17 protein-coding genes, 3 pseudogenes and 1 riboswitch are annotated in these 21,301 nt (G+C 42.6%); of the genes and pseudogenes, 11 read left to right on the forward strand and 9 right to left on the reverse strand.

Going from position 1 to position 21,301, the window contains the following annotated elements; translation table 11 throughout:
* Positions 1–746: transposase zinc-binding domain-containing protein (locus tag I4V84_RS07935; protein ID WP_195991534.1), on the reverse strand; the 746-nt coding region annotated here is incomplete at its 3' end.
* On the reverse strand, positions 743–1,591 hold the full coding sequence (locus tag I4V84_RS07940) for a site-specific integrase (protein ID WP_118085135.1): 849 nt from the start codon (positions 1,589–1,591) through the stop codon (positions 743–745). The genes I4V84_RS07935 and I4V84_RS07940, both read right to left, overlap by 4 nt.
* A 537-nt stretch (positions 1,592–2,128) precedes the next feature.
* Here I4V84_RS07940 and I4V84_RS07945 point away from each other — a divergent pair.
* Positions 2,129–2,635, forward strand: coding sequence for a GNAT family N-acetyltransferase (locus I4V84_RS07945; RefSeq protein WP_272113164.1), 507 nt, complete (start codon positions 2,129–2,131; stop codon positions 2,633–2,635).
* A gap of 569 nt (positions 2,636–3,204) precedes the next feature.
* Positions 3,205–3,903, forward strand: coding sequence for a nicotinamide riboside transporter PnuC (gene pnuC / locus I4V84_RS07950; protein WP_243284053.1), 699 nt, complete (start codon positions 3,205–3,207; stop codon positions 3,901–3,903).
* Between the two features lie 29 nt (positions 3,904–3,932).
* Here pnuC and I4V84_RS07955 read toward each other — a convergent pair.
* The 5 genes and pseudogenes from I4V84_RS07955 to I4V84_RS07975 form a co-directional block, all read right to left on the reverse strand.
* Positions 3,933–4,295: pseudogene (locus I4V84_RS07955) on the reverse strand (recombinase family protein); the annotation flags it as partial.
* 34 nt (positions 4,296–4,329) lie between these two features.
* Positions 4,330–5,022, reverse strand: a pseudogene (locus I4V84_RS07960) (phage tail tape measure protein); the annotation flags it as partial.
* An 89-nt stretch (positions 5,023–5,111) separates the two neighbouring features.
* The gene (locus tag I4V84_RS07965) at positions 5,112–5,393 is read right to left on the reverse strand and encodes a type II toxin-antitoxin system YafQ family toxin (RefSeq protein WP_148461153.1); all 282 of its coding nucleotides are present in this window, start codon (positions 5,391–5,393) and stop codon (positions 5,112–5,114) included.
* Complete coding sequence (locus tag I4V84_RS07970) at positions 5,390–5,662, reverse strand: type II toxin-antitoxin system RelB/DinJ family antitoxin (RefSeq protein WP_118578232.1); 273 nt, start codon at positions 5,660–5,662, stop codon at positions 5,390–5,392. The genes I4V84_RS07965 and I4V84_RS07970 overlap by 4 nt, the downstream gene beginning before the upstream one ends.
* Before the next feature lie 84 nt (positions 5,663–5,746).
* Entirely contained in the window at positions 5,747–5,953 is a 207-nt protein-coding gene (locus I4V84_RS07975; RefSeq protein ID WP_195991589.1) for a hypothetical protein, read from the reverse strand.
* 342 nt (positions 5,954–6,295) lie between these two features.
* Positions 6,296–6,386, forward strand: a riboswitch (cyclic di-GMP riboswitch).
* A 268-nt stretch (positions 6,387–6,654) separates the two neighbouring features.
* On the opposite strand from I4V84_RS07975, the gene I4V84_RS07980 reads away from it, so the two are divergent.
* The 3 genes from I4V84_RS07980 (at position 6,655) to I4V84_RS07990 (ending at position 11,727) form a co-directional block, all read left to right on the forward strand.
* Positions 6,655–9,873: a response regulator gene (locus tag I4V84_RS07980; RefSeq protein WP_195991535.1), complete on the forward strand. Its 3,219-nt coding sequence runs from the start codon at positions 6,655–6,657 to the stop codon at positions 9,871–9,873.
* 241 nt (positions 9,874–10,114) lie between these two features.
* Positions 10,115–10,870: a tRNA threonylcarbamoyladenosine dehydratase gene (locus I4V84_RS07985; RefSeq protein WP_195991536.1), complete on the forward strand. Its 756-nt coding sequence runs from the start codon at positions 10,115–10,117 to the stop codon at positions 10,868–10,870.
* Between the two features lie 134 nt (positions 10,871–11,004).
* Entirely contained in the window at positions 11,005–11,727 is a 723-nt protein-coding gene (locus tag I4V84_RS07990; protein ID WP_226815623.1) for a LytTR family DNA-binding domain-containing protein, read from the forward strand.
* Here I4V84_RS07990 and I4V84_RS20455 read toward each other — a convergent pair.
* The gene (locus I4V84_RS20455) at positions 11,702–11,932 is read right to left on the reverse strand and encodes a DUF6783 domain-containing protein (protein WP_308768438.1); all 231 of its coding nucleotides are present in this window, start codon (positions 11,930–11,932) and stop codon (positions 11,702–11,704) included. The genes I4V84_RS07990 and I4V84_RS20455 overlap by 26 nt on opposite strands.
* Here I4V84_RS20455 and I4V84_RS20460 point away from each other — a divergent pair.
* Positions 11,908–11,965: pseudogene (locus tag I4V84_RS20460) on the forward strand (DUF6783 domain-containing protein); the annotation flags it as partial. The gene I4V84_RS20455 and the pseudogene I4V84_RS20460 sit on opposite strands and share 25 nt — an antisense overlap.
* A 15-nt stretch (positions 11,966–11,980) precedes the next feature.
* Here the strand turns inward: I4V84_RS20460 and I4V84_RS07995 are convergent.
* Positions 11,981–13,216 (reverse strand): nucleotide sugar dehydrogenase, encoded by a 1,236-nt coding sequence (locus I4V84_RS07995; RefSeq protein WP_148461157.1) that lies wholly within the window; start codon positions 13,214–13,216, stop codon positions 11,981–11,983.
* Between the two features lie 246 nt (positions 13,217–13,462).
* Here I4V84_RS07995 and bsh point away from each other — a divergent pair, with 246 nt between their 5' ends.
* From bsh to I4V84_RS08020, 5 genes are all read left to right on the forward strand, one after another.
* Positions 13,463–14,437 carry a choloylglycine hydrolase gene (gene bsh, locus I4V84_RS08000; protein WP_195991537.1) on the forward strand — a complete coding sequence of 325 codons (975 nt, stop codon included), beginning with the start codon at positions 13,463–13,465 and terminating at the stop codon, positions 14,435–14,437.
* A gap of 199 nt (positions 14,438–14,636) precedes the next feature.
* Positions 14,637–16,910, forward strand: a complete 2,274-nt coding sequence (lon, locus tag I4V84_RS08005; RefSeq protein ID WP_195991538.1) for an endopeptidase La — start codon at positions 14,637–14,639, stop codon at positions 16,908–16,910.
* Positions 16,911–17,141: 231 nt separating this feature from the next.
* A complete protein-coding gene (locus I4V84_RS08010) occupies positions 17,142–18,770 on the forward strand; it encodes a DUF1002 domain-containing protein (RefSeq protein WP_195991539.1) in 1,629 nt (542 codons plus the stop codon).
* A 347-nt stretch (positions 18,771–19,117) separates the two neighbouring features.
* On the forward strand, positions 19,118–19,729 hold the full coding sequence (locus I4V84_RS08015) for an ECF transporter S component (RefSeq protein WP_118577788.1): 612 nt from the start codon (positions 19,118–19,120) through the stop codon (positions 19,727–19,729).
* A 316-nt stretch (positions 19,730–20,045) separates the two neighbouring features.
* Positions 20,046–21,248: a class I SAM-dependent rRNA methyltransferase gene (locus tag I4V84_RS08020; RefSeq protein ID WP_148461162.1), complete on the forward strand. Its 1,203-nt coding sequence runs from the start codon at positions 20,046–20,048 to the stop codon at positions 21,246–21,248.
* Positions 21,249–21,301 lie beyond the last annotated feature (53 nt).

The following is a 21,301-nucleotide window of genomic DNA, read 5'->3' on the forward strand; positions in this document are numbered from 1 at the left end:
GATTCGGCACCGTCAAATGGTTTCTTGCAATAAGGAATCCATTCCTTTGTATAGCAGGTATCTAACAATTCCTTGAAAGTATAGTAGTTTTTGTAAGGTGCAGCCGATCCATGAAATTCAAGCCTGTCATTTTCCCAGAGCTGCTTAAGTTCAGCCATATATTTTCCACGAAATATTTTGGAGATCACCTTAATCGGAAGAAAAAACTCTTTCCCGTTGTCTTTCCAATGATTTTTCACATCCAGACCTCCACCAAGAACAATCGCATGGATATGAGGATGAAAATTCATGGTGCTTCCCCATGTATGGAGGATACAAATATAGCCGATATCAGTCCCAAGATATTTACTATCAGCAGCAAGTTCACTGAGAGTATCTGAAGCCGCATGATAAAGAGCAGTGTATAAGAATTTCTGGTTGCTGTAGATAATGGGATTAAGTTCTTCTGGAACTGTAAAAACTACATGGAAATAAGGAGCATCTAAGATATCCTCACGCCGTGCATCTACCCATTTTTCTTTTGAAAACTCCTGACACATAGGACAGCATCTGTCACGGCAGGAGTTATAGTGGACTGACATGCAGCCGCAGTCCTCGCATACGCTTACATTCACACCAAAGGCACCGGTTTTGCAATTCATGATGTGATAAGCGGCCTTTCGCTGAGCGGGAGAAATACTATGTGTGGATTTAAAAGATGGATAAAAACGATGAAAAACATCCTGAATCGTACAATCCTTACTCATGATTCACCACCTTCCGGGTTGTCGAACGGGCTGCGGATTCCAAGAAGTGTCTTGTTGCTCACATGAAGGTAAACATCTGTAGAGCGAGGATCAACATGTCCCAGAAGTGACTGGATATATTTTATATCTGTGCCACTTTCGAATAGGTGGCTGGCAAAACTATGACGGCACGCATGAGAGGAAACATGACGGTTAATGCCGGCGAGTTTAGCACTTTTCTTAAAGAACTGGTTAACACTGGCTATATCAAGATATCCACCGGACCAGGAACTTGGGAAAAGGATATCTTTAGGGCGACCACATTTGTACCAATACTCTGTGAGAAGGTCTAAATTTTTTTGAGACAGAATTGTATACCTGTCAATTCTGCCTTTGGTTTCACGAACATGAATTGTCATGTTGGTACGTGAAATGTCATCATAATGAAGATGAACAACCTCTGATACACGTAATCCGGAAGAATACATAGTTGCAATAATCGCTTTATGCTTTAGATTCGGAGTGGCGTCAATGATTGCATTTATTTCATCGCGGGATAGAACAGCAGGAAGATTTCGCTCTCTTTTCATAGCCGGAACAGTGTCATCATCCCAGAGAATCTTCAGCACCTTTTTATATAAGAACTTGATTGCAGACCGATAGTGATTGTGAGTTTCAGGAGACCTTCCTTCCAGACGTTTGGCAGTAAGAAAACTTTCCGCATCTTCAAGTGTAAGATCAGAAACATTTTTTCCAATCCAACGAAGGAAGTAACTGACATCAGAGCAATACAGTTGAATAGTTCTTTCACGCAGGTTACGTTTTTCCGCTTCATTGCGGATGGATTCAAAAATATCTTTATACATAATAAAACCTCCAGAATAAGTAGTGTTAATAATTACATCTACCTATTCGGAGGTGCGTTAGCGTCATAATTCCGATTGCGGAAGAGACTGGAAAATGTTATTCTTATCATAGGCAGTGGAGCTTTCTTAGTTCAGTTGTTTCGTGTGGTAACTTAACAATAACGGATTATGGAAAGTAATTCCACTGCTTTTTTAATAAAAATAAAACTGCGCCACAGCCTTGGCAGGCCATCGCGCAGCGATTTTGTTCAATCGGAAGTTGATGGAATGGCCTGGTAGAGATGGTTTCAGCGATGGGGGACGTATCTAACCGAGGCGAAATAATCCCTGCGGAATAAAAGAGGAAGGCAGGGATGCATCTTGCCGGTCGAAATAATCCCTGTGGAACAAAAGGGTAATATAGAGATGAATCCGGGCGGTTGAAATAATCCCTGTGGAACAGAAAAGCAAGATAGAGATGAATCTGGCCGGCTGAAATAATCCCTGTGGTGCAGAAAAGCAAGATAGAGATGAATCCGGGCGGTTGAAATAATCTCTGTGGCGCAGAAAAACAAGGCAGAGATGCTGATGAATTTCAGTTTATTACAAAAAGGAGAATTAGTCATGATAAGACGAGCAATAGATAGAGATGCATCGAGAATTGCTGAGATATCAGTATTCTCCAAGCGGATGAACTATAGAGAAATTTTTCACGATGATATGGTTTCATTTGGTGAAATACAAGTTTATCCGTTGGCAAAAGAATACATCGAGCACCCAGAGATACTTAAGGAATTTTATGTATATGAAGATGATTTTGTTAAGGGGTTCATTCATATTCAGGGAACGCAAGTCTTGGAATTGTATGTAGATACGTTTTTCGTGGATCAGGGAATCGGAGGTAAATTATTAGATTTTGCCGTAAGTAGGAATTGTAATTCACTATGGGTTCTTGAGAAGAATACAAAAGCGCAGCACTTTTATTTGCGACACGGTTTTACTCCAAGTGGAGTAAGGCAATTGGAAGAGGGAACAGAACAATTTATCATTGAAATGATACGTTGAAGTAAGTAGGTTATTCTAGAAGTTAACTGTACCAAAAACATACAATGGAGAAGCTGTAATCCATTGATATGTTTCCACAAACTGATGAGACGTTGGACATATTTTCGCAAACCAACGAGTAAAAAAGAGAGCAGTTCAGACGTCTCAACGCATGTTGAGACGGTAGTCTTGATGTCAAGAAAATAAAATCAAGTGCCAGAAAGCGGCGTATTTCCGGGCTTTTTCGGAAGTTGGGAATAGAAGCCTAACTCCTGAAAAAGCTCGGTTGTTTTATATGGAAACATATCTACTGCAAAATGTGTGTCAGGTTGTAACCTCGGATTAGATGTCACGATTTGAGGCAGTGGATTAGATGGCAAGGGAAAATTCGGTGAATCGCGATTTGTCAGAGCGTTATAGAGGATAAAATTATGTTTTTTGGATATTATCAATTTCACGAAAGTAATTATGCAATCCTTCATATGCAGAAGGGTGCCATTGCTTCGCAAGAGAAGCATATAAAGGGTATCCAATTTTAAGAGACAACAGGTATAAAATATATCTAATTTCCTGTTGTCTCAAATCAACGTATGAAGGGAATTAGAAAAATGAATAATCCATTTAAAAGAATGACCAAAAGAGAATGGGCACTTTGGTTCGTGTCTATTGCTATTGTTGTTATGTCCAATATTATGGCAGGAAGAGTAGATGCTTTGACACTTACTGCAACTTGTATTGGTGTAACTTCACTGATATTTGCCGCACAGGGAAATGTATGGGCACCGATATTGATGACGATTTTCTGCATCCAGTATGCGATAATATCATACCGTTTTCGCTACTGGGGAGAGATGTTTACTTACTTATTTATGTCACTTCCGATGTCTGTTTGGTCGATTGTGACATGGCTGAAAAATGCGAGAAACAGTAGTGATGGAACAGTAGAAATACGAAAAATTACAAGAAAAGGAGCAGGAGTTCTTGTTCTTTGCAATGTGGCAGTGACAATTGCATTTTATATATTACTAAAAAAACTTAACACGCCGAATCTGATATTTAGTACCATTTCGGTAGTAACAAGTTTTTTTGCTGCATCACTCACTATGTTACGGTCTTCCTATTATGCTTTGGGATATGCATCGAATGACATCGTGCTGATTATCTTATGGATACTGGCATCAATTAAGGACCCGGGGTATATTCCAGTGGTTGTAAATTTCTTGATATTTTTTCTTAATGACATGTATGGATTCATATGTTGGAAGAAAAGAGAAACAGCACAGTGTTAAGACAATTCTGGTTTGTGGATGTAGAAAATACCCTCCAGGTATTCCCGGTAGATGCGCTTTACCACCTCTGCCTGTTCCGGATCGATGATGAGATTCCCATCTGCATCCTTGGTGTAGCCGAGGAAGTGATTGTGATTTACCTGTACCTGGCCATTCTGGTAGCGAAACTGGAGTCCCAGCTTCACATTCTGGCTGAGGGATTATGATTCCTACTGCGCAAGGAAAGCCATAATCGTAATCAGAACCTCACCCTTGGCATCCATTGTATTGATGGCTTCCTTTTCAAAGAAGACGGGAATGTTCTTATCTTTCAGCTGGCGGATGTATTTCAGGCAGTCCAGCGTGTTTCTGGCAAATCGGCTGATGGACTTGGTGATAATCATGTCGATGTTTTCGGCTTCGCAGTCGTCAATCATCCATTGCCTTTGTATTTGCGTTAGAGCTTGCCGCTGCAAGGATATCTGCGAAATGCCCAGAATCTTTGGCTGTCAGACCAAATGCAGTCAGTGCATCGGTTACGATATCCGATGTGGTGGCGAGGTCCTCACCAGATGCCGCAGCAAGGTTCATGATACCTTCGATACCATCCAGCATGTCGGAGGTTTTCCATCCAGCCATCGCCATGTAGTTCATAGCATCCGCAGCCTCGGATGCTGAGAACTTGGTTTTCGCACCCATCTCATGAGCCTTTGCACGGAGCTTATCGAAATCATCTCCGGTTGCACCAGACACGGCGGCTACCTGGCTCATAGAAGAATCAAAATCGGAGTCTGTTTTTACAGCAGCAACGCCAAGAGCTGTAACTGCAGCAGAGGCAGGAAGGAGCTTTTCGCCGGTGGAGGAAACCTTATCGCCTGCAGACTTCAGGTTTTCACCAGCAGTAGCAATCTTCTGCACAGCAGTGGCAGACTGATTGGCCTGCGCTTACAGCTTTTTGAGATATTCTTCCGTTTCGATGATCTCCCTCTGAAGAGCATCATATTTCAGGAGCTTTTCGACATCCTTAAGTTGTGACTGCGTATTCTTGATTTCTGAATTGACACCCTTTAAGGCTGTCTGAAGTTTGGTGGTATCGCCACCGATCTCGACCGTGATACCCTTGATTCTACTTCCCGCCATAGCGCACCTCCTTTCCTGGATTTGGGCATAAGAAAAGCACCTACCATTTCTGATAGATGCTTTCTGAATTGCTATTCTGTTTTTTAAATCTATTTTTTGAATAGTTCTGAGTGCGTACCAAGCCTGTAAAGCATGAGTACTAAAACGTTGTTCTGAATCTCATAAATGAGCAACCAGTCCGGTTCGATGTGACACTCACGCGTGCCTTTATAGTTTCCTGTAAGGTCATGATCCCTGTATTTTGCATCCAGCGTACCGCCATTCGCCAGAATATCGATTACCTCAAACAGCTTATCAAGATTTTTATTTTGCTTTTTGGCAAGCTTCAAATCCTTTTTAAACTGATTGGTAAACTGAATGTCGTATTTCATACGTCGAGAGCTGCCTTAAGCGCATCCATACTGGAATAACGCGGAGCAGAAGGATCCTTCATCATTTTTCTGCCATCCTCAATGGCAGCGGCTGTCGTATCATTCGGTACTTCCAGTTTTAATTCAAAAGGAATACCATGCTCACGGATAGCGGTTCTCAGGAACATATTTACAGCAGTTGTCATATTCAGACCAAGCTCATTGAAGATTTCCTCCGCCTGATCCTTGATTGCCTTCTCTGTACGAATATTTAAATTAGTTGTTGCCATACAGAACACCTCCATTCAAGTATAGTATACTCAAATGCGTGTCTAATGTCAACACACTGTCATTATATAAGGCACATAAATTTGCTAAAATGCATCAAAATCCCTCTGCGTAGCGATCTGCGCATAGCCTTTGTACTCATCATTGCTGCTTTCTGCGTACATGTCGTTCACCATCCCAATCGTAAGAAGATCCAGATCCCGGATGGAGATTCCGAGCTGTACGCAGCGAAGCAGAAACAAGGGTGTGGTCATCGGGCGGTCAGTTGCGTGAAGTTTTTTTAGACTCCACATCCGTCTGGACATTCTATAGATTGAACAGGTGATCCGTACCGGGACAGCAGACATCGGAGAAAAGTATTTGGCTGTAATCCGTAAGGCTGCCAGTGATTACACAAGAGAAATCTTTCATAAGCTGAGAGAACGGGAATAAAATCCGGAGCTGATGCGTTTATATGTAGTTGTTGGTGGTGGCTGCTGCATGATTCAGAACTTCGGGGAATATGACAAAGACAGAGTAACGATTGTGCGAGACATCTTCGACTTTGCGAAGGGTTCATAAACACAGATTTTCTATCAAAATATTATTGACGCATCGGAAACTTCATGGTATTTTATTTTTGATGAAAAATGGGAATTATTTAAAGGCAAACTTGCTGAAAGGCAGGGACGCAAAGCCAGAAGGGGCTAAAGTCAGAAAGTCTGACCATGTCAGCCGGTTGCTGCTGTTTCCATATATAGAAAAGACGTGAGAACGGAAGCGATTCCGATACCTTTTATACTATATGTATATGGATGTGTGAGTTTAAAAAGATGTAGCAGGGACACTGGCAGGATGTTTGTCAGGTGTCCTTTTTATATGCCAAAATATGTACGAGAACTTGCCGGAGCATGTTCTGGAGCGTGGTTGAAAAAGCATTCCTACAATCTGCGCGCCACATTTTGCAGAAAGCCTTTTTCAAACACGCATCAAACAGAGTGAGGGTTTTTATAAAATGTTATATAAGGAAAATTATGAGGATAAAATATATTCTTTAAACAAGACGGTACCTGGACAAACACAGGATTTATCACAGGCAATACAGAAAACACTGGAAAATAATGGCGGGGTAGGTATGTTGACCGGATATTATGACCAAAATCTGTCTATTCTGTCTGTGAGTAATCTGCTGCTACATAGTATAGGACATACGTTCGATTCTTTTATGAAGCAGACAAAAGGCTCATTGAAGAATTTTTTTTACGGCAAGGATATAAGTATATTGGATCGAGACCGTTTTTTGCAGATCCACGGAGCCGGGGAAGCGCAGATCCTTACAGCGGACGGTACAGTGAATAATGTACGGCTTTATAAAGAGGATGCGACAGATGAAGCAGGCAGACAGATCTGGATTATGTCCGTACAGGTCAACTGGGATCATGTAAATCTGGCACTGATCAATGAGGCTATCTGTTCCGGCTTCTGGTATTTTGACTGTGACGAAAACAGTGAGATTGTGAATGCAAACTGGAGCCATGAGTTCCGAAAAATGCTTGGCTATCATGATACTCTGGATTTTCCGAATAAACTGGAATCCTGGTCAGATCTTCTGCATCCACAGGATAAAGAAAGAGTAATGATGCAGCTTCAGGCGGCAATTGCGGATAAGACGAATCAGGTAAAATACCAGGTAGAGTACCGTATGAGAATGAAGGATCATCAGTACCAGTGGTTTCGGGCATCAGCAGAAGTAATACGCCGGCTGGATGGTTCTGCCAGCAGGATTGCCGGGATTTTTATTAATATTGATGCGGAAAAAAAAGAAATTATGCAGGCACAAAAGTCAGCAGCTTTCCACCGTGCCTTTACGAAAACAGATCTGTGCGAATATTATGTTAACCTGGAAGCAAACACATTTGATACCTTTAAGGTTGAACCGTCCCTGATGACTGTTTTTGAACAGAGTCATACATGGGATGAACTGATCCGGCATTTTGTGGATTTCTATGTTGTGGAAACAGATAAGAAGGCAGTATCTGCTTTTTATGATCGTGGCTATATTGCGGAAAAACTGAAGGGTCTGGAAACCGAATTGTCTTTGGAGTGCCGAATCACTCTGAAGGGAGAAGAACGATGGGTCCGTAATGTGATCATACGTGGCGAGATAGAGGATTCAGAATATGCCATGATTTTTCTGCGGGATATTACGGAGGCAAAGGTAGAGAGCGCACGGCATCTGCAGATGGCAGCGGATAATGCTTCCATGGAGCAGCTGATTCAGAGCATAGTGCGTCTGGTTGACCGTTTTGTTGTCTGTGATCTGGAAAATGACAGATATGAATTCTACAATCTGAATGGACAGATGATATATAAACCTCTGGGCTTCTATCATGATTTTCAGATGCAGGTTCTTGAAAAGTATAAGACACTGGAACCGTTGGAAGCTATAGATATTCTGATAGCCCCGGAAAATATCCGGGAAAATCTGAAAAGCGAAAATGATATTTATAAGTTTGAGTATTGCAGCCTGGATGAAAAGACTTATAAAATCGCTTCTTATATTCCCTTGGAATGGAAGAATGGAAAGCTGGAAAAGGTATTGCTGGCATCCATGGATGTGACACAGGAGAAGAAAGCAGAGATTGAATCCCGTCAGGCACTGAAAGAGGCTTACCGGTCCGCAGAAAATGCAAATCGTGCAAAAACAGAATTCCTTTCCAATATGTCCCATGATATCCGAACACCGATGAATGCCATTGTGGGTCTGACAGCAATCGCCGGAGCAAATATTGAGAGTCAGGACAGAGTTATTGAATGTCTCAGCAAGATTACAGAATCAAGCCGTCATCTGCTTGGGTTGATCAATGAAGTGCTGGATATGGCACGTATTGAAAGTGGAAAAATGACACTGGCACAGGAAGATTTCAATCTGTCAGAGTTGGTGGATAATCTTATTACACTTACGCGACCGGTGCTTGATGAACATAAACATAATTTTGATATACACATTAATCATATTGAACATGAGGATGTCTGCGGTGACAGTCTGAGGATTCAGCAGGTATTTGTGAATCTGATGAGTAATGCGATCAAGTATACACCGGATGGCGGGAATATTACTTTTTCCATAGAGGAAAAGCCAAATGGATTTTCGGAGCTTGGATGCTATGAATTCACGATTGAGGATAATGGAATCGGTATGTCGCCGGAATTCCAGAAAATCATGTTTGATCCCTTCAGCCGCGCAGATGACCATCGGACAACCAGAGTTCAGGGAACTGGTCTGGGAATGGCAATCAGCAGAAATATTGTAAATCTGATGAATGGTAATATTAAAGTGGACAGCACCTTACACAAGGGAACTAAAATTACGGTAACAATTTATCTTGAACTTCAGGAAAAAGAGAAAGAAAAGGATGAAAATCTGATGAATTTGCCGGTTCTGGTTGTGGATGATGATAAGACATGCTGTGAAAGTACAGTTGCGACATTGAAGGAGATTGGAATTACAGGCGAATGGGTCATCTCCGGCAGAGAAGCCGTTGAGCGCTGCTATGCACGTCATGAGCTAAAAAATGATTACTTTGCTGTTATTTTGGACTGGAAGATGCCGGATATGGATGGCATAGAAACTGCCAGACAGATTCGGAAACGGATAGGGAAGGAGATTACCATCATTGTACTGACATCTTATGAGTTCAGCGAGATTGAAGAAGATGCAAAGGCAGCAGGTGTAGATGCTTTTATTGCAAAACCGTTATTCCGTTCCAGGCTGACCGCTACACTGCGGCAGTTTGTTTCTGACAAAAAAGAAAAAACAGCAAGGAATTATCTGGAGAATCTGTCAGAAGCAGATTACACAGGAAAAAGGATTCTGCTGGTCGAGGATAATGAGTTAAACAGAGAAATTGCAGTGGAAATCCTGCAGATGACAGGGGCAGAAGTTGAGACAGCCGAAAATGGAAAAATTGCAGTTGAAAAAGTGGAGGTTTCTCCAAAAGACCGGTATGACCTTATTTTTATGGATATCCAAATGCCTGTTCTGAATGGTTATCAGGCAACCGCAGCAATTAGAAGCCTCCCCGGTGAAAAAGGAGAACTGCCAATTGTTGCCATGACTGCCAATGCTTTTGCAGAAGATGTACAGCTGGCAAAAAATACAGGTATGAACGGACATATCGCAAAGCCACTGGATATGAATAAGCTGAGTGATGTTTTGAAAAAATGGCTGTAATGATACTGCGAACGGAGTGAACAGGAACGCTGTAATTTATTTATGTGTAGGCGAAAAAATAATTGACAGAAAAACACAGTCATTATAAAATATTTCCGAAAGGTAATGTGGACAAAAGTCTGGGTGGATAAGCTTCCCAGGCTTTTTATGTGAAGATAGAACAGACCGCAGTTTTCTTATTGAAAGAGAAATGTCTGTTTGAAAGTCTGTTGCCTGTCTTTCATTGAGGAGAGAAAAATTTATGTTAAATCAGTTTTCAAGAACCCAGCTTCTTCTTGGAGAAGAGGGGATGAAGAAGCTTGCCGGTGCCAGAGTGGCAGTATTTGGAATCGGCGGTGTTGGCGGATATGTGTGTGAGGCGTTGGTGAGAAGCGGGGTAGGTGCTTTTGACCTGATCGATGACGACAAGGTATGCCTTACGAATCTGAACCGCCAGATCATAGCAACGCGAAAAACAGTGGGAAAATACAAGACGGATGTTATGAAAGAGCGTATGCTGGAAATCAATCCGGACGTGAGGGTGGAGACACATAAGTGTTTTTTTCTGCCGGAGAATGCAGACGATTTTCCATTTGAAGAATATGATTATATTGTAGATGCAGTAGATACCGTTACTGCAAAAATCTCCCTTGTCATGAAGGCGAAGGAGAAAGGGGTTCCGATCATCAGTTCTATGGGTGCCGGAAACAAACTGGATGCAAGCCAGTTTAAAGTTGCGGACATTTATAAGACTAAGGTCTGCCCTCTTGCCAAGGTTATGCGCCGCGAACTGAAGAAACGTGGCGTCCGTAAGCTGAAAGTGGTTTATTCCGAGGAAATCCCTACAAGACCGATAGAGGATATGTCCATCAGCTGCAGAACCCACTGTATCTGCCCGCCAGGTGCCAAGCACAAATGTACAGAGCGTCGTGATATTCCGGGAAGCGTAGCATTTGTGCCGTCTGTTGCAGGACTGATCATTGCCGGAGAGGTTGTGAAGGATCTTTGCAAGCCTTGAAAGATCCCACAAAGTGGGGAGTGCAGGTAATTGAGGATTATGCTCTGAAACGTGACGATTATGCAGATTTCTCCCCGAGAGGGAACGTTGTGTTATAATAAACTAGTCAAGTACAAGGAGGCTTTGGGAGAGCTTTGGTAAACAGAATTGCCATATGTGACGACGTGGAAGTTGAGCGTTTTGTGCTGAAGCGTCAGTTGATGGTGTACTTTCAGACAAATGGCAGGGAGGCGCAGATCCAGGAATATGAATCTGGAGAGAGCCTCCTTGCAGACATTGAAGAGGGCTATATATGGCCAGATCTGATTTTTCTTGATATTTATATGGGCGATCTGAATGGAATGGACACGGCACGGAAGCTGCGTGACCTGGGAGTAAAAGCGCCTATTGTATTTCTGACTGCTTCACCTGATTTTGCGCTTGAAAGTTATGAGGTAGAAGCATCCGGCTATCTTCTGAAACCTGCAGAAGAGAAGCAGACCACAGCAATTTTAAACAGACTGCTGAAGTCTGAGCTTCGCAGGCGGATTTCCGTGAAATGCAGAAGACAGTATCGTTATCCTTTCGTGGATGAAATTTTATACCTGGAAAGTGACCGCCATACAGTAACCTTACATATGCTGGATGGTTCGGTGCTTGAAACTGCGGAAAAACTTGGGAATCTTGAGAAAAAGATAGAGGATCCCCGTTTTTTGCGTTGCCACCAAAGCTTTCTGGTAAATATGGATCACATTACAGATGTAGAAGAGGAGTTTTTACTCCGAAATGGAGAACGGGTTCCCATTCGCGTGAGAGGACGTAAGGATGTGCTGGATGCTTATAATCACTATTTCAGGATAAAGTCATCCGGCAATTGAAAGAGAGCAATTGCCAGTATGGTGAATAAAAAACGGATTTCATAGACAACAGGCAGGAAACACAGTGATTAAACGGAGCTATTGCTCTCTTGATCGCTATGTTTCCTGCCTGTTTTTGTATGGTGCAGATTGCGGTATATTTTGCTCGAATTCGACCTACGCAGCCCGCTGCGGCGCCCTCATCCGGGCAAAATCTCCCACAAATTGTGATGTAAATCTTGCGGAAAGCCTTTTTTAGACACGCTTTCGTTTCTTAATCCCTGGAAAACAGATCCCTTGTATAAACCTTTTTCTTCACATCGTCCAGGACCTTGTCATAACGGTTCGCCAGAATACACAGGCTTTTTTCTTTAAACTCTTCCAGATTATTTACAACCTTGCTGCCAAAAAATGTGGAACCGTTTTCCAAATTGGGCTCATAGATGATGACAGTGGCGCCTTTTGCCTTGATCCGTTTCATAACACCCTGAATGCTGCTTTGCCGGAAATTATCGGAATTACTCTTCATAGTGAGGCGGTAGACGCCGATAACCACTTCTTTTTCCAGGCTTGACTGATAAAGGTTGTCCTCATTGTAGTTGTAATAGCCGGCTTTTTGCAGTACCTGATCAGCAATAAAATCCTTTCGGGTACGGTTGCTTTCCACGATTGCGGACATCATATTCTGAGGAACGTCGTTGTAATTGGCAAGAAGCTGTTTGGTGTCCTTAGGCAGGCAGTAGCCGCCGTAGCCAAAGGAAGGATTATTGTAATGAGTTCCGATCCGGGGATCCAGACAGACTCCATTGATAATATCGCGGGTGTTCAGCCCCTTCATTTCCGCGTAAGTATCCAGCTCATTAAAATAGGAAACACGAAGTGCCAGATAGGTGTTGGCAAAAAGTTTTACAGCTTCTGCTTCCGTATATCCCATGAACAAGGTGTCGATATTTTCTTTAAGAGCACCCTCCTGAAGGAGTGCTGCAAAAGTATGAGCTGCTTCTCTGGTGTGTTCATCACAGGAGACAATGATCCTGCTTGGGTAAAGATTGTCGTACAGGGCCTTGGACTCTCGGAGAAATTCCGGGCTGAAAATAATATTGTTATTGTGAAGCTTCTTTCGGATAGATTCTGTGTAGCCTACAGGAATCGTAGATTTGATCACAATTGTGGCAGCAGGATTCACCCTTGTGACCAGGCTTAGTACAGCTTCAACAGCGGAAGTGTCGAAATGATTTTTCCTGCTGTCATAGTTGGTGGGGGTGGCCACTACCACAAAATCAGCCTCTGCGTAGGCGGATTCTCCGTCTGAGGTGGCCGTAAGATCCAGTTCCTTTTCCGACAGGTATTTTTCGATATATTCATCTTGGATTGGAGATTTCTTCTGGTTTATCAAAGCAATCTTCTCCGGAATTATGTCAACTGCAACAACATGATTATGCTGAGCCAGCAGTACAGAAATAGAAAGCCCTACATATCCGGTACCTGCGACTGCAATAGATTTATTCATGGTAAGTTCCTTTCTTAAAAAAGTGTGAAATCGGGAAAAAAGAGTTTAAATTTTCACAGTTTGTGCTACAATATATAACACTAATGATGAACCGTTCATGCACAATTTTTATAAATAATAACATGACAGACTGGAAAATACAACGCCTTGGGAACTTTTTGGAATATGCAGATTACAGAACGTTACCAGTGAACAGTAATACAGAACTGACTTTTAAACAGTCTCTGATGAATGGAGGAACAGAATATGTGTACAGCAGCAACCTATAAAACAAAGGATTTCTATTTTGGAAGAACTCTGGATTATGAGATTTCCTATGGAGACCAGGTAGTGATCACGCCTAGAAATTATGTATTTGACTTAAGAGAAGGCGGTCAGCTGAAAAATCATTATGCCATGATCGGAATGGCATGTGTTATGGAGAACTATCCTCTGTATTATGATGCGGTCAATGAGAAAGGTCTTGGAATCGCCGGCCTTAATTTCGTTGGAAATGCCAGCTACAAGAAGCCTGTAGAGGGGAAAGACAATATCACTCAGTTCGAACTGATCCCATGGATTCTGGGAAAATGTGCTACAGTGAAAGAAGCACGCCAGCTTCTTAAGAATATGAACCTGATTGACACCCCATTTCTTCCTGATCTGCCAGTTGCGCAGCTGCACTGGATTATTGCGGACAAAGAGGAATGTATTACCCTGGAGTCGTTGGAAGAGGGAATGAAAATATATGATAATCCAGTAGGTGTCCTCACAAACAATCCGCCCTTTAACTATCAGATGTTTAATCTGAACAATTATATGCAGCTGGCTGTGGAAAACCGCAGTAACACGTTTTCAGAAAATCTGGAACTGAATCAGTACAGCCGGGGAATGGGTGGCATGGGACTGCCGGGAGATCTCTCCTCCCAGTCAAGATTTGTGCGGGTGGCCTTTGTAAAAATGAACTCTCTGTCCGGGGATTCAGAAGAAGAAAGTGTAAGCCAGTTTTTCCACATTCTTGGCAGCGTAGACCAGCAGAGAGGCTGCTGCAAGCTGGGAGAAGACAAGTATGAGATTACGCTATATACTTCCTGCTGTAATACAGATAAGGGAATCTATTATTATAATACTTACGACAATCACCAGATCAGTGCTGTGGATATGTACAAGGCGGATTTGGATGGTGAGAAGCTTTATACCTATGCGCCCATAAAAGGGGAACAGATCAGAATGCAAAATTAGCTTTCGTTTCGAAATAAATGTTTCAAAAAACTACCATGTTCCAGAAAGAATGTTCGATTCTTATTGCAAAATTTTAATTTAGTGCTATAATGAACTATCATAGATTCAGATGGCGAATTCATATGAGTTCGCCATTTTCTATAGAATAAATCTGGCACTCATATTAAAGGAGTGCTAACAATACAAGGAGGAAACATGTATGATTACAATACCAGTTTATGAACTTCTTCTTTTACCGGAAGTTACATTTTTCTTTAAAAAAGATATGTTTCCGGAAGGCAGAATTAAAGAACAGAATATCGGAGAAGAAATTCTCTTCGTTTTACAGAAGAAAGAAATAGCCCCAGAGGAAATTTCCATGGAAAATATTTTTCCAGTGGGCGTGATGGGAATCATTGAGAATATAGACGAGGAAGGCAGCGTCAAGATTACTACCAGAAGAAGAGTGCAGGTGACTCATGTAGAATATACTGACAGCATGGTTCAGGCAGAAGCGGTAGATCTTCCGGATATCCAGGATATCTCCCCGGAAGAAGAAAAGGAGAAATTTGATAAGATCAAGAAAGAACTGATGGATTTTGCAAAAGGCTTTCAGTTGGGCGTCTGGGTACGCAGCATGATCTACCATTGGAAAAGCTATCCGGAAGCCGTCAGTGCCCTGGCTGGTTACATGAGCCTTTCCTGGGAAGAAAAATACCATATGATCGAGGTGGATTCCAGGAAAGAACGCATGCATCTGATGGAAGAGGCTGTCTATGAGCTGATGGAGATTTTCCGTGTCAGTGAGGAAGCTGAGACTGCGCAGAAGAACTCCAATGAGAAAGTTTACCGGGAGTCCGCTATCCGGAAGCAGATCGAATTTCTTCAGCAGCAGCTGGACGAAATGCATCCGGAGAATATTTCTGATGTGCGCCGTTTCCAGAAGAAAATCCAGGAATCCGGCATGAATGAGGAAGCACGCAAAGAAGCTGAAAAGGTGCTGAACCGCATGAAGCAGGAAGGAAAAGACAGCCATGAGTATGGTATGCTGTATGATTATCTGGACTTTGCTACAAGTCTTTCCTGGAAGACAGAGGAACCTGCTGAAATTGATTTGAACGAGGCAGAAGAAATCCTGAATGAAGACCATTATGGGTTGAAAAAAGTAAAAGAGCGAATTATCCAGCAGCTTGCTGTTATGGCTCTTAATAAGAAACAGTCTGGTTCCATTTTATTGTTTGTAGGTGCGCCTGGAACTGGAAAAACCAGTATCGGACAGAGTATTGCCCGTGCGCTTCACCGTAAATACGTGCGTATCAGTCTTGGTGGAATCCGTGATGAAGCGGAAATTCGAGGACACAGAAGAACCTACATAGGTGCTATGCCAGGCAGGATTATGGAAGGAATGAAGAGAAGCGGAGCTGCAAATCCGGTTATGGTACTGGATGAGGTGGACAAGCTCGCCAAAGATTACGGCGGTGATCCGGCAAGTGCTCTTCTGGAAGTGCTGGATCCGGAGCAGAACGGAAGCTTTACAGACCATTATATGAATGTTCCTTATGATCTTTCCAATGTGCTTTTTGTGTGTACAGCCAATTCCACCGATACCATTCCTGAGCCATTGCTCAATCGTATGGAAGTAATCCAGTTTCCTGGATATACTGCAGTAGAGAAGTTTCAGATCGCGAGACGTCATCTTTTGCCGAAAGCAATGAAGAGCATGGGAATCAAAGCCCAGAATCTGAAGGTGACAGATGAGGCAATCCGCCGCATTATTGAAGAGTATACAGCGGAGGCTGGTGTCCGCGGACTGAAGAAGCAGATGGATGTGTTATGCAGATATGCAGCTGTGAAGCTGGTAAAGGGTGAGCAGAAGAGCATTACGGTAAGTGAGAAGCGTGTAGCAGAATTTTTGGGACATGGAATTCATCATGAGAAGATTCTGGAAAACCCAGTGCCTGGAGTTGTAACCGGTCTTGCCTGGACCAGTGCTGGTGGAGAAATCCTTTTTATCGAAACTTCTTTTACAAAAGGCGATGGAAAGGTGATCATTACCGGACAGCTTGGAGATGTGATGAAAGAGTCCGCCCAGATTGCCATTACTCTTGTGAAGTCCCTCTATCCGGAATTCGCGGATAAATTCAAGGAAAATGATCTTCACATCCATGTGCCGGCAGGAGCAGTTCCTAAGGATGGCCCATCAGCAGGCATCACGCTGGTAACTGCTTTATCCTCTCTGGTGACAGGAAGGCCTGTACCTGCAGAAATTGCAATGACAGGAGAAGTTTCCCTTCGCGGCGGTGTTATGCCTATTGGCGGACTGCCGGAGAAGCTGATGGCTGCCCAGAGAGCTGGCGTAAAGCATGTGTTTATTCCATATGAGAATATGGATGATCTTGATGATGTGGCCGATGAGGTAAAAGAGAAGCTTGAGATTACACCAGTTAAGACCGTGCAGGAGGTTCTGGATTACTGTTTACAGCCTGCACGGTAACAGGCTCTGGAAAAGCTGCTGATATAATAATTTTTTTACCAAAACATATTTTCAGGTTCAAAGAGAGAATTAACAATTAAAATTACAAAAACTATAAGAAGTATGTTATAATAAGTGTACTAAATGAAACAACTGCAAAGACAGAAGTGCAGTGCATGGAAGCCGTTACAGAGTATGAGGCTTTCATTAAAGATCAGATTATAACCCAGACAGAAAGTTGGAGGAAAAGTTATGAAGAAAGGCAAATTATTAGCTACGCTGCTCTGCAGCGCATCAATGGTTATGGGAAGCTTGGTTCCCACGGTACCGGCTATGGCAGATGCTATGAAGGTTGTTACACTTGGCGCAGATCTTTCAGATGAGCAGAAGAACACCATGCTGAAATATTTTAAAGTAGATTCCAGCCAGGCACAGATTATCTACGTTACCAATCAGGATGAGAGGGATCACTTAAGTTCCTATGTTCCGCTGGAGCAGATTGGTACAAGAACAGTGAGCTGTGCTTATGTGAAGCCTACCACATCCGGTGGTATCAAGGTTCGTACCGCCAATTTGAACTGGGTTACCTGCAATATGATCGCAAGTTCCCTTTCCACATCTGGTGTTACCAACTGTGAGGTTGTTGCTGCCTGCCCGTTTGAAGTATCCGGTACAGGAGCACTGACCGGTATCCAGATGGCATATGAGACTGCCAGTGGACAGAAACTTGATGAGACCAAGAAGAAGCTTGCTACTGAGGAGATGGTAGTTACAGGTAATCTTGCTGATTCTGTAGGAAAGAATGACGCTACCACTGTTATCAACCAGGCGAAAATGCAGGTTATTGCAGACAATGTTCAGAATGCAGACGATATTTACAATATTGTTGTAAATATCTCCAATAATAACAATGTAACTCTTACAGATGATGAGATTAATACCATCGTAAACCTGCTTCAGCAGATTTCCCAGCAGGACTATGATTACTCTGAGATGCAGGAAACTCTGGAGCGTGTAAATGACAATGTAACAGGAAAGGCAGAGGAGAGCAGTGATTCATCAGATGATGAGGACAGTATTGTGGATAATGTAGACCAGAGTGCTCTTGGTGACAATGTTATCGAGAGTTCTACAGAGGATCCGGGACTTGCTGAGGAGACTGGAGCTGCAGACGAATCCGGTGAAGAATCCTGGGAAGAATTTCCGGCTTCTGATGATTCCAGCGAGAACACAGATGGAAGTACAGATGAGTCAGCTGATGGCGACATCAGTGAAGTTGGCGGAACAGATACTGGTGATGGCAGTGATTCTTCCGCAGAGATCACAGATATATCCCAGCTGAATACAGATTTCCTTGGCGATGATGCGAAAGCGAAATTTGAAAAAGCGAAGACCTTCTGTCAGGGAGAGTACAGCGGTGATGAGGATGCTCTTTACGAAGTAATGGGAGATGATGCTGCAGTTACTGTAACACTTGATTCCGACACAGCCAACAAGCTTTCCATCAAGGTTCTTCAGAAATACCTTGGTATCCTTGGAAATGGTGCTGTTTCCTATCAGGAGGATGGAACTGAGAAATACATTACACCAGAACTGAATATGCTGGATAAAGAGATGAAGAAACTTTTCGGCATTGATGTGATCGATGATGGTGAGTCTTCTGAGGATATTGATGTTCTTGGCGATGCAGTATCTTCTGATGATAAAGATACCCTGTATAAAGATACTATGAAGTTCTTTGAGAAACTTTATGGTGAGAGTTCAGAATCCAGTGATTCAGCTGACGGCTCTGAAAATGTGACAACAGATGAAAGTGCTACAGATGAAGTAGGCGATGAGTCTTATGACGAGACTATTGATGAAGAGTCCTACGAAGAATAACAGACCTGAATTCGGAAGAATACTGTTGAATAGTATGTGTTGATGCTCCAGGAGATGACATGTCTGCTGGTGGAAAAGGTACAGAAACTGATATCCAGTGGGATATTGGGGACTGTACCTTTTTTTGCAGAAAATAACTGTCCTCTTAAAAATAATCAAAACTGTCTATTGAAGACATACCAGTATCTCGCTATGATAAGTGCTAATTAGATACTGCAGTATAAAAAGCAGTGATTAAACAGGAAACATTGGAGCTTGTTTGAGAAATCATTCCTGCAACTTGTGAGGCACATCTTGCAGAATGTTTTTCAATATGTACCAGGTTTCCGGGAAAGAGAGAGAAACCTATGAACAAACAGAATTCTACCATTATGAAACTTGCAGAGACTGCACTTCTTGCAGCACTTTGCTATGTATCTTTTACATTTTTGCAGATTAAGATTCCGGTACCGGGTGGAGATGCTACTTCTCTTCACATCGGAAATACCTTCTGCGTGCTTGGAGCTCTGCTTCTTGGCGGTTGGTACGGCGGTCTTGCTGGTTCTATTGGAATGACTATTGCAGACCTTATGGATCCGGTTTACATTACAGGAGCACCCAAGACTTTTGTCCTGAAGCTTTGCATCGGTCTTATAACAGGTCTTGTAGCCCACAAGATTGCAAAGATCAATGAGACGAACGACAAGAAATACGTATTCAAATGGAGTCTGATCGCTTCCATTGCAGGTCTTGCTTTTAATGTGATCGCAGATCCCATCGTTGGCTATTTCTACAAACAGTACATTCTTGGTCAGCCCCAGGAAGTAGCGAGCATCCTTGCAAAATTAAGCGCCGGTGCTACATTTGTAAATGCAATTGTATCTACAATCCTGGTTGTGATTATTTACAATGCAGTTCGTCCAGCCCTTATTAAGGCAAATCTGATTCATGTATATGTAACTGCAGCGAATGCGAAATAAGAAGAAAATAACCATCTGGAAAAGTCAGAATATAAGATAAGTGAAAGCTCTGGAATGTCTGAACCGTGTACCGCCATTGAAAGTCAGATTTAGAATCTGACGATAGGAAGCGAGTTCAGGCAGTCCGGAGTTTTTTTGTGTTGTTAATGAGACTGAGATGTCTGTTAAAAAAAGAAGATGAATGGCTGGCAGTTTATAAAATTTTAAGATTAGTGAAATTTTTATGACTTTTTCTCAGAACCCCTGGAAACACTGGCAAATTGAGAAATTGTGTGCTACAATGTTACCTAAATCGCAAAAGCAAAGGAGTAGTGCTATGAGTCTGGCAGTAGTAACCCTGAAAAAGGGAGAAGGACGTCTTTTGAAATCCGGCGGAATGTGGATTTTTGATAATGAAGTAGCTTCTATTATGGGAAGCTTTGTAAATGGAGATATTGTACTGGTTCATGATTTTGACGGATATCCTCTGGGAAGAGGATTTATCAATACGAATTCCAGGATTGTGGTACGTCTTCTTTCAAGAGATGAGAATACTGTGATCGATGAGGAATTTTTTGAGAAAAGAGTGCGGGATGCATGGGAGTATCGTAAGAAAGTAACGGATACTTCAAGCTGTCGCGTGATCTTCGGAGAGGCAGATTTTCTGCCGGGTTTTATTGTGGACAAGTTTTCTGATGTGCTGGTGGTACAGTCCCTTGCACTTGGAATCGACCGTTATAAAGAGATGCTGGTGGAACTTCTGAAGAAAGTTCTGGCAGAGGATGGTATCCGGATCTGCGGCGTTTACGAGAGAAGTGACGTGAAAGTACGTAAGCAGGAGGGAATGGAGCCATATAAGGGCTTTATTGGTGAAGAGTTCCCTACTTTGGTTGAAATTGTGGAAAATGGTGTAAAATATCAGGTGGATGTAAAAGACGGTCAGAAGACAGGATTTTTCCTGGATCAGAAATACAATCGTCTGGCAATCCAGAAGCTTTGCAGGAATGCCAGAGTTCTGGACTGTTTTACCCATACTGGTTCTTTTGCTTTAAATGCAGGATATGCAGGAGCGAAAGAAGTAACTGGTGTGGATGCTTCACAGCTTGCAGTTGATCAGGCTACAGCCAATGCAGCTTTAAACGGACTTTCTGATTCTGTAAAATTTATCTGTGAGGACGTCTTCGATCTTCTTCCGAAACTGGAAGAGAAAGGCGAGAAATATGACGTGGTGATTCTGGATCCACCTGCATTTACCAAGTCAAGAAGCTCTGTTAAGAATGCAGTGAAAGGCTATCGTGAGATCAATCTTCGTGCCATGAAGCTGGTGAAAGACGGCGGTTTCCTTGCAACCTGTTCCTGTTCACATTTTATGGATTACCAGCTTTTTACCCAGACCATCGGGCAGGCTGCCAGAAATGTGCATAAACGTCTCCGTCAGGTAGAATATCGCACCCAGGCACCAGATCATCCGATCTTATGGTCTGCTGATGAATCTTATTATCTGAAATTTTACATTTTTCAAGTCTGCAGCGACAGATAGGAAAAGACGGAATGATTGCTGGTTGTTTTGTGAACCATAATAGTGAATGTACA

It is taken from the genome of Ruminococcus sp. 1001713B170207_170306_F1 (assembly GCF_015668065.1).
Lineage (GTDB): Bacteria > Bacillota > Clostridia > Lachnospirales > Lachnospiraceae > Blautia_A > Blautia_A faecis.